Here is a 13465-nt window from a genome sequence, read left to right as displayed (position 1 = left end):
TTTTTATTTATTTCATTTATACAACTGACTTAGTCCTTACGGAATCGTACCTGGCTAACCCAATGATTTAATAGTAACTTTTTACCTTCTAGAGTATAGCCACCATTCACAGGCCATAATACTAAATCATGCCCCATAGAATCTTTTGGCTCATCCATCTCAGGATTTGTAAATATATAAGTAAAATTCTTTTCTACCATATATTTCGCCGTTTTAGAAGATAGTAACCAATTAATAAACTCTACACTATCTGCTTTATGTTTTGAATTTTTTAAAACGGCAGCACCAGTCACATAATAAGACGTACCATCTTTAGGATAAATGACCTTAATTGGATACCCATGATGACTATATTGTGCCGCATCAGACAAGTTACCAATACCAATATTTGTCTCCCCTAGCGCAGTTAGGCGTATTGGAGTAGACAAAAATTTAGCATGTTGAACCACATGGGGCTTCAAACTATATAAGTATTCAAGAGCCTCTGGTTCCCCTTTATACTCTACCATATTATATAGCAAATTGGCCGCATTCTGAGATGCTACAAAATCGGTCATAACGATAGACCAATCACCTTGTTTTCCCAATGTATCCCATGTAGTAATATATTTACCAATGCCATTATGGAAGGTATCATTCTGAACAAATACGATGGGATCATACCAAATACCAACCCAATAGCCATTTGGATCCTTTAGATTATCACGTACCTCGTCAATACGTTCATTGACGATGGGCATATATTTACCTGCATTGGCACCAATTACGAGATTATCTTCAGAAGTTAGCACCAAATCACCAGAAGTATCAGCCACTGTAGAAGCCGACCGTTGTGACATTTGTTCCTCTGTAAGAGGCATTACAGTGACTTTTACCTTTTGTTCCTCTTCATAACGCTCAGCAAGCATAGCTGTCAAAGTATTAGGTAAGTCCGTATAGACTATAATTTCACCACGAATAGGCTCTTTGGCCTGTTCTATTTGTTCTTGTTGGTAAAAGTTTATGCCATAGATCAACATTCCTACCACAAATAATGCTAAGATGCTCGGAGCAATCCATCGTTTCATATATGCCTCCCATAAGACATAAAGTATCTTAAAATGAGAGTAGCTAGAGCTACTCCCTACATGTAACGACCACCAAAACTTTTATTAGATGTACGAACTTTAGTCACATCTCTACTACGCCTTTTTCCAGTCTGGCATCGATTCCTAGATTCGCAACCTCGTTTGCCATTACGAGATTTACTAGATTGGCTAATACGCTTAGAATTTCCACCAATTGGTCGGGGTGGAATTAAACATTCTGGGCCAAAGCCAATTAAATCACGTCGATTGGCTTCTATGAGAGCCTCTTTAACAAGGTCATAGTTTTCAATATTTTTAAACTGCATCAATGCGCGCTGTTTTGCTTTATCTCTACCCTTTTTAGCAACATATACAGGTTTTCCATCTAGTGGATTAATACCCGTATAATACATACAAGTAGAAAGGCTACCCGGCGTAGGAATAAAATCCTGTACTTGCTCTGGGTACATATGGTGATCTCGTAAAAATTCCGCTAATTCAATAGCATCCTCTAGGGCACAACCGGGATGAGAGCTCATAAAGTACGGTACTAAGTATTGTTTCTTACCAAGCTTTTTATTTGCCTCTTCAAACCAAGACTTAAAGGTTAGAAATTCTTCTTTACCAGCTTTCCCCATCATATTGGTAACCCGTTTAGATACATGTTCTGGAGCTACCTTTAGCTGCCCACTTACGTGAAACTCGCAAAGTTCCCGCACAAAATCTTTATTGTTATCGGCTAGTACATAGTCATAACGCAAACCAGAACGAACAAATACCTTTTTTACACCTTTTAGTTTACGTAATTTACGCAGTAAAGCAATATAGTCATCATGATTTGTATTCAAGTTTTCACAAGGCTCTGGAGCCGCACAAGTACGACCTTTACACGCACCATAAACAGCTTGTTTATCGCAAGCTAGATGGCGGAAGTTTGCCGTAGGGCCCCCTACATCATGAATATACCCTTTAAAGTTGTCCATCTTGATCATCATGTGAGCCTCTTCAATCAAAGACTCATGACTACGATTCTGAATGATACGCCCTTGGTGATTAGTAATAGCACAGAAAGAACAACTGCCAAAGCAACCTCGTTGGCTCACAAGGCTAAATTGAACTTCACTTAATGCTGGCACACCACCCTTATCATCATATTTAGGATGCCACTTTCGAGTATATGGCAAGTTATAGACACCGTCCATTTCCTCCTGCGTCAATGGCAAGGCAGGCGTGTTCTGAATGAGATATCTATCACCATGTTTTTGGACTACAATACGACCATAGAACGGATCTTGTTCATCATATTGAATGCGAAATGCATCGGCAAAGTCCATCTTATCCGCCTTAATAGCTTCATAAGACGGGCACTCTACATAGTCAATGGTTGGAATCTCCTTTGCCATGTAGCAAATACCACGGATCGACGGCAAGGACTCTTTAAATCGGCCTTGATCTAAGGCATCGGCTAGTTCAACGATTTGAAGTTCTCCCATGCCATAGACGAGTACATCGGCCTTAGAATCTACTAAGATAGATCGACGCACCGTATCTGACCAATAGTCATAATGACCAAAGCGACGCAAGGACGCTTCTATACCGCCAATGATAAGAGGTACATCACTGTAAGCCTCCTTCATGCGGTTAGCATATACCAAGGTAGCACGATCTGGACGATGACCTGATTCACCACCTGGAGAATAATCATCTTGACGGCGAATTTTCTTTGCTGCCGTAAATTTATTGAGCATTGAATCTAGATTTCCTGCCGTAACAAGGGATGCTAGACGTGGTTTACCTAGTTTTTTGAAAGCCTCGACATCATTCCAATCTGGTTGATCTATAATGCCTACACGATAACCTTTGGATTCCAAGTATCTACCGATAACCGCAGGCGCAAAGGATGGATGGTCCACATAAGCGTCCCCACTGATGAGAACGAAATCTAATTCAGCCCAACCACGTTCCTTCATATCCGAAGGTTCTGTTACTAAAAATCTATCCATTGATTGTGTAAATGCCTTTCTATCATGCCTAATCAGATACTAGAACAGGAATAACCATAGTAAAAATAATGCCATACAAACTAAAATAATCCCTAAAATAATGCGTTCTTGTACAATAGAGCGTTGACGTTTTCGTTGACGCGTTTCTAAGGACATACGCTTTTTAGATGTTTGGTATTCAACAAACTCACTTTGTACCAAATTAGGAGTTGCTTGAGCCTTCCGTCTTGTAACAGAACGTAAAGAAAAGGTATCTATGTCCCCTACTTGGCCCTGATATACTTTTACCAAGCGATCCCCATCAAGATCTAAGTAGTTACCATAGTTTCGAATAAAACCTTTTACGTAGACTTGACCAGGAATAATATCATAATTGCCATCTTCGATAGCCTCTAAATAGGTTGTTTTAATGTGCAGTACTTGCTCTACATCCTTAAAGGTTAGATTACGTCTTACCCGTTCACGTCGTAATTCTTCGCCTAATTCAGCCATTTTGTTCCTTTCTAAATCTACGTAATATTCATCATATAGTCATTAGCTCACTATTGCTCATCATTAGAGTCGGAGAAATATCTAGCCTTAGCTTGTTCAGGGCTCATTAAAATTTCTCGAGCCTTACTGCCCATGCTAGGGCCAACGATTTTGAGGTCTTCCATTGTATCTACAAGACGTGCCGCACGGGTGTAACCTATACGGAAACGACGTTGCAACATCGATACGGAAGCTTGACCAGATTCCATAACGAGATTGACAGCTCGCTCTAATAATTCATCGCGGTAAACATCATTAGCATCAGAAGATTCTTTTTCAGCTTCCTTTTCCACTTCTTGAGTTACCGTATTATCATATTCTGGTTCTCGTTGAGCTTTCACAAACTCTACAAGTTTTTCTACCTCATCATCAGAAATGAAGGCCCCTTGTACACGAATAGGTTTATTAGCACCAATCGGAGCAAATAACATATCCCCTTTACCCAATAATTTCTCTGCTCCTGCCATATCAAGAATGGTACGGGAGTCAATTTGAGAGCCTACAGCAAAGGAAATACGGCTTGGTACATTGGCCTTAATAGAACCGGTAATAACGTTAACAGATGGCCGTTGTGTAGCAAGAACCATGTGAATACCTGCGGCACGAGCCATTTGTGCTAAACGACTAATAGATTCTTCAATATCATCAGGAGCCGTCATCATAAGGTCAGCTAACTCGTCAATAATCAACACGATTAGTGGCATTGCAGCCTTAGGATGCGCTTCATTATAGCTCTTGATATCGCGTTTACCAGATGCAGCAAACGCCTTATAACGAGCCTCCATTTCACGAACGGCCCAACGCAATACAGCTGCTGCTTTTTTCATATCCGTTACAACTGGAGCCATCAAGTGCGGGATCCCATTGTAAATAGACAATTCAACCATCTTAGGGTCGATTAATAATAACTTAACCTCTTCCGGTTTGCGGCTAAAGAGAATACTAGAAATTAATGTATTTACACATACGGATTTACCAGAGCCAGTTGTACCAGCTACGAGCAAGTGAGGCATCTTCGCAAGGTCTGTAATAACAGGCTTTCCTGCAATATCCTTACCAAGGCCGACAGGAATACCTCCACGAGCATCTTTAAAGTCACTGCAATCAAGTACATCGCGTAAATGAACGGCTTCTGTCGTTTTATTAGGGACCTCAATACCGATGGCAGATTTCCCTGGAATCGGAGCCTCCATACGAATATGTTGTGCTGCCAAATTGAGGGCAATATCATCTGTTAAATTAACGATACGACTCACTTTCACGCCTGGTGCAGGTTCAATTTCATAACGTGTAACAGTTGGTCCTTGTGTAGCATTAACAACCTTTGCCGTAATACCAAAGTCACTCAATACATGTTCAAGCATCATCGCATTTTGTGCTACTTCTTCACCATTGTTTTGACTCCCCTTCCCTTTCGCCAAAATATCTAGGCTTGGGAAATGGTAAGGTCTATCATAGGACCGATGAATCTGTCCATCTTTAGATACAGCTACTTGCGCCGTATCTTCTGTAGTACTAATAATGGACGGTACTTGTAAACCCATACCTGCCATTCCGGCCCCAGCACTTACAGAGCTTGCAGCTGCACCCGTTCCTGGCACAGCGGAGGCAATAGCACCGTGATTCGTTTCTAATGGGCCTATTGTTGTATTTTGATAAGAGAATTCTGGTTCTTCATCATCAGAGTTTTCTACAATTCCAACCTCATCTGAATACTCTTCATCTGGTGTATATGCATAGTCCTCATCTGGAACATATACATAATCATCACTCGTAGTTCTATGTGTATCAGAGAATTGTTCAAAATCATCAGCTTCATAAGACTTCGTATCACCAGATGCTTCAGATATATTAGCTAATTGCTCAGCCGCACGATTACGTGCTTCTATCTCAGCCAATTCCTTCCAAGATGTAGGAGTTTTTTGTGACTCCATAGTAGTAACTGTATCTTCAATAGGATCAACATCTACAGCTGTAGTAGAGTCAAAGAGGTCTCTTCCTGTAGCAATGCCTTGTTTTTCCAATGCATCTAATGCTTGATCTGCTGCATCAGCAAAACGTGTATCTTTTTCCCTGTTATAAGCTTTACGCTGTTCTGCCGCTTCTTTACGTTGTTCATTCCAATCTTCAAAGACTTCTTTTGCAACAGCAACCTTCTCAGCAGCTACCTCTTTTGCAACATCAAGGCCAACCTGTGTTTTGTCCGCAGCCTTTTGTAATCCACTGCGCAAAGACAAACGTGTCACCAGTAATCCAAAAGCTATGAGTAAGAATACATCAAGAATAATAGCCCCTAGGTTACCTAATAGTGTACGAAGGAATGTAGCAATTGCACCACCTACGAAACCACCTTGATTAGCTAGTTGTGTAGTAATGAGTTCCTGCCCCTCAGGAACGCGCCACAAGGGAACAAGAGCTAACAAAAATAGGAAAAACAAGGTCATTACAACCCCTCGTTTTGTAATGGAAATAAATGTATCCTTATATAATAATCTCCAACCTAACCAGAAAACACATAAACAAGGAATAATCCCCCCCAGGCCAAAGCCATAACGGAATATACCTGTTAAAATCTGTCCTACAAGGCCGAGTTCAAAGCCGAAAAAGCCCAGAAAGGAAATCACAGCAAAGGCAATGACAATAAGGCCTTTCACTTCGCTGCGCAAAGAAAAGCTTTGAGACTTTGATTGCTGTTTTGTACTTGTTCGCTTACGGCGTGTGTTGCGTCTTTTGGTGGAAGTATTTTCTTCTGCCATAAATCTATACAAACCCCTTACTTATATAACATTACAGTAAATTAACTTATCATTATATTATAGCATATATCGTAATATTAAGTTAATTTTTACAACGTTTCTCCCAGTCGTGAAGTAACTGTTCCTCAGTCCCTCTCTTTATGCCCTTATAGTAGGTTGCATCAACTAGAGGCGTTGGTAAATACTGCTGTTTTACAAATCCATTAGGATAATTATGAGCATACTTATAAGCTTTCCCATGGCCTAATTTACTAGCCCCGCTATAGTGACTATCTTTCAAATGATCCGGTACTTGTCCACAATCCTTATGTCGCACATCAGATATCGCGGCATCAATAGCTACATAAGCAGAATTACTTTTAGGTGCGAGAGCAACATAGCACGCAGCCTCAGATAATATAATGCGCGCCTCCGGAAAACCTACCATATGAGCCGCTTGAGCCGCTGCATTGGCAAGTATAAGAGCTTGTGGGTCCGCAAGTCCTACATCCTCTGCTGCACAAATAACAATACGACGAGCAATGAAATTAGGATCCTCTCCAGCTTCAATCATGCGTGCTAAATAATGTACCGTTGCCTGCACGTCAGAACCACGCATACTTTTTATAAAAGCTGAAATTGTATCGTAATGACTGTCTCCTTTTTTATCATATGTATATATACGACGACCTACGACCTTTTCAAGAACCTCAATAGTAATCGTTCCCTCATCGGGAACCATAGCTGCAGCTTGTTCAAGAATATTAAGGGCCATGCGGCCATCACCATTGACGAAAATCCCCACATCTTCCAGAACTTCATCCGTTACCTGTAGATGGCGTTTACCTAATCCCACTTCTTCATCGGTAATGGCGCGACGTAAAATTTGACCAATAGCCTTTGGTGTAAGTGCTTCTAATGTAATAAGACGCAAACGAGATAATAACGGTCTATTAACCTCAAAGAATGGATTCTCTGTTGTAGCACCAATAAGGATAATAGTGCCATCCTCTACACAGGGTAACAACACATCTTGTTGGCTTTTATTAAAACGATGAATTTCATCGAGGAATAGAATTGTGCGTTGCTGTAAAGAACGAACTCGTTTGCGCGCGTCTTCAATGATGGTGCGCAACTCACCAATACCGGCGTTAGTAGCATTCAGGTTTACAAAATGGCTATTACTCACCTTAGCTATAATGCCAGCTAATGTAGTCTTGCCCGTTCCACAAGGCCCATAAAAAAGCATAGATGGTATTGTATCCTTCTCTACCATAGCTCTCAAGAAAGTCCCCTTGCCTACGGCCTTCTCTTGACCATATAAATGATCTAGTTTAGTAGGACGCATTCGTACAGGAAGCGGCTCGTATGTATTTGTAGGTGTCATATCAAACAAACTATCCATTCTATCACCTCAATTCGCACTCAGTTTAACTGTCGTATTTTCATATCTATAACTATTCAATCCAAAAAAATTACTGTCCCGTCATAAAAGCCTAATAACATCAGTAACTCGGTAACACTGATAATATTGGCAAGACATTTATAACATTTATGACATTTATGACATTTAGGACTCTTAAGATTTTAAATAGTTTAAATTCTTACCAAAGATATATTTATAGTATATGATATTTCAGTCTATTTTTACACGCAAAAAAGCCCCACCATGCCGTAATGTACCGCGTTTTGATCCTGCAAGGGCAGGTGGGTGTCCTCCTCATCCTGCAGTTGTCCCGTAAGGGCGTAACGTTCAGACGAGAGTTCAGACTCCCAAAGTAAATGTGTTGGCTCAAAACTGCGATATCACACGCACATGGCAGGGATATCTTATACTTAAATAGTATCAGAAAGATTAGCAATTAACAAGTCTTGACATTTCGATTTTAATCAATTCTTGCCTATGTTTTTACACTAAAGATTGCTCTTGTTCTTCTTCTACATCTGGTTTAATATGCAACTCTTTTAATTGCTTTGGTTCTACTTCAGATGGAGCTTGGCTCATGATATCAGAAGCAGATTGAGTTTTAGGGAATGCAATTACGTCGCGGATAGATTGACGTTTTGCCATCAACATAACAAGACGATCTAAGCCAAATGCACAACCTGCATGAGGAGGTGCACCATATTGGAATGCATCAAGCATGAAGCCGAATTTGGATCTTGCTTCTTCAATGGACAAACCAATTGCTTTGAATACTTTTTCTTGTACGTCAGCTTGGTAGATACGCAAGGAACCGCCACCGATTTCTACGCCATTCAATACCATATCGTAAGCAATCGCTTTTACACTGCCAGGATCGGATTCTAATTTATCAAGATCCGCATGGCGTGGCATTGTGAACGGATGGTGCATTGCAACATAACGTTTTTCATCTTCGTTATATTCGAACATAGGGAAATCAGTTACCCATGTGAATGCCAATTTATCTTGGTCAATCATGTTCATACGACGTGCCATTTCAAGGCGTAATTCGCCTAATGCACGTGCCACAGTTGCAGGTTTATCAGCAATCATCAATACGAGGTCGCCACCTTTAGCGCCCATTTTTTCACCGATATTGCGAATTGTATCTTCACCTAAGAACTTCATGATTTGAGACTTGATAGAACCATCTTCGTTGAAGCAAGCCCACGCAAGGCCTTTGGCGCCGTAACGATTTACATATTCAACAAGGTCGTCAAGTTCACGGCGAGGAATGCCAGCGTCACCAGGTACAACGATACCTTTAACTACACCACCATTATCGATAACAGAACGGAATACTTTGAATTCTGTATCTTTTACAAGATCAGTTACATCAGTAAAGGCCATATCAAAACGAAGGTCAGGCTTATCAGAACCGTATTTATCCATTGCTTCGTCCCATGTAATACGAGGCATAGGCAAAGAAATTTCTTTACCTAATGCAGTTTTAAATACATGAGCAATCATCTCTTCAAGCAATGCATAAATATCTTCTTCATCAACGAAGGACATTTCTAAGTCGAGCTGAGTGAACTCAGGTTGACGGTCTGCGCGCAAATCTTCATCGCGGAAGCAACGAACGATTTGGAAATATTTTTCGTAACCAGCAACCATCAAGATTTGTTTGAAAATTTGTGGAGATTGTGGCAACGCATAGAATGTACCAGCATTTACACGGGACGGCACTAGATAGTCACGAGCGCCTTCTGGTGTAGATTTAGTAAGCATTGGCGTTTCAATTTCCAAGAAATCGCGGCTATCGAAGAAGTCGCGCATTGCTTTCGTTACTTTGTGACGCAAAATCAAGTTGCGTTGCATTTCTGGACGACGTAAGTCAAGGTAACGATATTTCAAGCGAATATTTTCATCTACATCGATATCATCTTGGATATAGAAAGGCGGAGTTTTAGCAGAGTTCAATACGCGCAACTCTTCACAGAACATTTCGTATGCACCTGTAGGAAGGTTTGGATTAATAGCAGCCTCATCACGTTTTGTAATCTTACCACGTACACAAAGCACATATTCATTACGAACATCCTCTGCTTTGTGGAACGATTCTACGTTATGATCTGGGGATGCCACTACTTGTACTACACCAGAACGATCGCGTAAATCCAAGAAAATCAAACCACCATGGTCACGACGGCGTTCAACCCATCCACATAATACGACCTCTTTACCTACCTCTTGTTCAGAGATGGTGCCACAACCGTGCGTACGGTGTAAGCCTTGCATTGTTTCCATTCTAATTGTCATCCTTTCTAATCAATTGTATCTTTATCTAATGACTTATCTTTATAAATTTTTGAAAGCGCTAAAAGCTCTATTAATTTAATTATATGTTCTGGTTGTTTAAGTAATTTGTCAACAGATGTGTCTAAACATTCTTTATAATATTTAGGACGCTCATAATTTGATTGAATTAATCTTTTTATATTAAGATCATTAATTTGTTCCTTAATAAATGTTATCACATTATTCAACTTTATTATCTTTTGTTCACTAGTATCCATGAATCGAATTATGGCTTCTTTACGAGCCAATTCATCATCACCCAATATAATAACATATTTCGCATTAATTTTGTTAGCGTATTTTAATTGTGCCTTCATACTCTTGCCCTGCCCGTCCATTTCAACGGTAATATATTCATCATGTAAGGCTTGGCAAATTTTGAAAGCCTCTACCTTAGCCGCATCACCAAGAGCGACTACGAATACAGATGGTTCTACAGTTGGCTCAAGCAATAAGTTTTGTTTTTCAAGAGCTAATAGTAAACGCTCCATGCCCATAGCAAAACCGATAGCTGGAGTATGAGGTCCATCGAGCTCTTCTACGAGACCATCGTAACGGCCACCACCGGCTACAGCACTTTGAGCACCTAAAGGAGTATATTGTACCTCAAAGGCTGTCTTTGTATAGTAATCAAGGCCACGTACGAGACGAGGATTTAAAGTATATTGCACATTAGCTGCAGTTAAATAGGTTTTCAATTCTTCAAAATGATCATGACACTCTTCACATAAATGTTCGTGAATTTCAGGAGCACCTACGGACAAGGATTTACATGTTTCATTTTTACAATCCAGTATACGCAAAGGATTTTTGTACAACCGTTCTTGGCAATCGCTACATAATTGTTCCTTTTTAGGTTCAAAGAAGGCAATTAATTTTTCGCGGTATACAGGGCGACATGTTGGACAACCTACGGAGTTCACCTCTACATTGAGGTCTTTAAGACCAAAATCTTTTAACAGTTGTACAACCATGCAGATAACTTCACTATCTACCACTGGAGATTGCGAACCTAGTACCTCTGCACCAAATTGGTGGAATTGACGATAACGACCCGCTTGCGGTTTATCATGACGGAACATAGGGCCCATGTAATACCATTTTGTGAGACCTTCTTTACCATATACTTTATTTTCTAAGTATGCGCGCACAGCAGACGCCGTATTTTCAGGGCGTAAGGTAAAGCTAGAACCACCGTCATCACCGGTGGTAAAGGTGTACATCTCTTTTTGTACTACATCTGTAGTCTCACCGATACCGCGTAAGAATAATTTAGTTTCTTCAAAGGCAGGTGTGCGAATTTCATTGAACCCATATACTTTACAAATTTCGCGCATACGTTGTTCAATATAATGCCAATGTATCATCTGTTCTGGCAAAAAGTCTTGTGTACCTCTTGGTTTTCTTATAGCCATTACACAACCTCCCAAAATCTTTCACAAATTCTATGTCGTTTCTCTAAAAGTGCATCTATCGTTTCGTGATAAACATCTACGTCTTTTGGCATATGCTGTTTAAGTTGACGATATTCAGGGGCGCGCATCCACTTGGATGAACTGCCGGGCCCCATAGATAGAATACTCTGCCGTTCTTCCATAATCTGGATATTATATTCACACGCTTTGCCAGGCAAGGTATAGCCAATATTCTCTAACTGCCCTCTCATATATTGTTGGCGATATAAATAATATGGCACATAACCGGCCGCTTCAAGACGCTCTTTACCATATTGTACCATTTCCGCCACAAGATGTTCTTCAGGAATATCATCTTCCATATGTAAATCGTACAACGGGCTACCACGTTTTAATGCTAACGTATGAATTGTAACATTTTCCGGCAGATTTTGACATACATAATCCATATTCTCTATCATATTTGGCATTGTTTGGTTAGGCAAGCCTGCAATAAAATCCATATTTACGGCTAATGATGTATTGTTTTTTACATATTGTAAAAGTTCATCAACATCCCGTACGCTATGACCGCGCCCAATACGACGCAAAATATCATCTTGCATCGTTTGCGGGTTAATGCTAATACGATTCACACCTAGCTCAAGCATGGAACGTAGCTTTGTAGGATTAACAGAATCAGGTCGTCCTGCCTCTACAGTAAATTCATGACCTTCTGGTACGAGTAGAAACAACTGTTTTAGAACCTGGTGAAAGTCTTCATCCTTTAGCACTGTCGGAGTACCACCGCCCATATAGAGGGTATTTACGGTTAAATTATAAGATTGGACAATAGCTTTCATATCTTCTATATCACGGGTTAAAGCCCTTAGGAATTGACTTTTACCAGCATAATCCTGATAGAGACCATATGGAAACGAGCAATATACGCAACGCGTGTCACAGAAAGGAATACCACAATAGAGGCTTACCTTTTTATCATCTGTATCAGATAGAAATGGACGTTGATACTCGCCAATGGCCCCCAAAGTAGCAAGCTTTTCCATAGACACAGAAAACTCGTCCCGAATGTGACGAGTTGCTGCGTGGACAGAGCCATATGTATCTATATATTTATGTAGTAGTTTTGTAGGGCGCACACCTACCATGGTTCCCCACGGAGCCTCAGCAGGTAAGCCTTGATATTCACGCAAATAGTGCAACAAGGCTTGTCCAATTTGACGACGCCCCATAGAGGAAACCGGTCCTTCAAAAATCTGAACCGACTCACCAATAGTAACAGTTAATGTGTACAGCCCTTCCACTTCATGTGCTTCAAGGATAACCTCTGGATGTACCTTATCAGAAAAGAGTCCCGCCGCGCCACAGTTATGAGCTACTACGGAGCCAAGTGGTAATGGACCCGTATATAGATATCCATTAACCATGATGGGACATACGCTCAAGCTTTTCTAATTCTGCTTCAGTCATATGATTTTGGCAATCGCTACAGTAACCATATACTTTCAATTGATGATCAATGGTACGGAAGTTTAATTTCTTAGCGATAATAGACTCCAATGTTTCAAGCATGTCGTCTTCAAACTCGGATACTTTACCACATTTTACGCAAATCAAATGATGATGGAAATGAGCGAACTCTTCGTCATTTAATTCATAGCGATTACGACCATCACCAAAATCAAGACGTTTTAACAAATCAAGTTCTGTGAAGAGATCAAGAGTTCTGTAAATTGTTGCTAACCCGATATCAGGTGCTACTTCTTTTACAAGAACATATACATCTTCAGCACTCAAGTGATTTTCATCAGCATCAATGAATGCTTGTAAGATTGTTTGACGTTGAGTTGTCAATTTGTACTTTTTGTCTTTAATGCGTTCTTTTAATTTTTCTAATGTTGTGTTCATAATAAATTTTCCCCCGACTGTAAAAAATAATTCGTTTAAA

General features: G+C 40.3%; 8 protein-coding genes, 1 other RNA gene and 1 pseudogene. All 10 read right to left on the bottom strand.

Annotated elements, in window-relative coordinates:
• Window positions 1-29: 29 nt before the first annotated feature.
• On the bottom strand, window positions 30-1067 hold the full coding sequence (locus tag DWV85_RS00895; RefSeq protein WP_101928404.1) for an extracellular solute-binding protein: 1038 nt from the start codon (window positions 1065-1067) through the stop codon (window positions 30-32).
• Window positions 1068-1123: 56 nt separating this feature from the next.
• Window positions 1124-3070: a YgiQ family radical SAM protein gene (locus tag DWV85_RS00890; RefSeq protein ID WP_105086650.1), complete on the bottom strand. Its 1947-nt coding sequence runs from the start codon at window positions 3068-3070 to the stop codon at window positions 1124-1126.
• A gap of 39 nt (window positions 3071-3109) precedes the next feature.
• Complete coding sequence (locus DWV85_RS00885) at window positions 3110-3562, bottom strand: helix-turn-helix domain-containing protein (RefSeq protein ID WP_004698676.1); 453 nt, start codon at window positions 3560-3562, stop codon at window positions 3110-3112.
• Between the two features lie 50 nt (window positions 3563-3612).
• The gene (locus tag DWV85_RS00880) at window positions 3613-6357 is read right to left on the bottom strand and encodes a DNA translocase FtsK (RefSeq protein WP_123137827.1); all 2745 of its coding nucleotides are present in this window, start codon (window positions 6355-6357) and stop codon (window positions 3613-3615) included.
• Window positions 6358-6439: 82 nt separating this feature from the next.
• Window positions 6440-7741 (bottom strand): replication-associated recombination protein A, encoded by a 1302-nt coding sequence (locus DWV85_RS00875; RefSeq protein ID WP_024061969.1) that lies wholly within the window; start codon window positions 7739-7741, stop codon window positions 6440-6442.
• 252 nt (window positions 7742-7993) lie between these two features.
• Window positions 7994-8165: non-coding RNA, 6S RNA (gene ssrS / locus DWV85_RS00870), on the bottom strand.
• A gap of 80 nt (window positions 8166-8245) precedes the next feature.
• Window positions 8246-10051 carry an aspartate--tRNA ligase gene (aspS, locus tag DWV85_RS00865; protein WP_008601374.1) on the bottom strand — a complete coding sequence of 602 codons (1806 nt, stop codon included), beginning with the start codon at window positions 10049-10051 and terminating at the stop codon, window positions 8246-8248.
• Between the two features lie 212 nt (window positions 10052-10263).
• Window positions 10264-11517 (bottom strand): annotated as a pseudogene (gene hisS / locus DWV85_RS00860) (histidine--tRNA ligase); the annotation flags it as partial.
• Window positions 11517-12944, bottom strand: a complete 1428-nt coding sequence (hemZ, locus tag DWV85_RS00855; RefSeq protein ID WP_123137826.1) for a coproporphyrinogen dehydrogenase HemZ — start codon at window positions 12942-12944, stop codon at window positions 11517-11519. The gene hemZ and the pseudogene hisS, both read right to left, overlap by 1 nt.
• Window positions 12937-13425 carry a Fur family transcriptional regulator gene (locus DWV85_RS00850; protein ID WP_004696420.1) on the bottom strand — a complete coding sequence of 163 codons (489 nt, stop codon included), beginning with the start codon at window positions 13423-13425 and terminating at the stop codon, window positions 12937-12939. Before DWV85_RS00850 ends, hemZ begins: the two co-directional genes overlap by 8 nt.
• Window positions 13426-13465: the final 40 nt, after the last annotated feature.

Origin of the sequence: Veillonella sp. AF13-2 (assembly GCF_003603295.1) — a bacterium.
Classification (GTDB): domain Bacteria; phylum Bacillota; class Negativicutes; order Veillonellales; family Veillonellaceae; genus Veillonella; species Veillonella parvula_E.
This window is presented reverse-complemented; position numbering and strand designations above follow the sequence as displayed.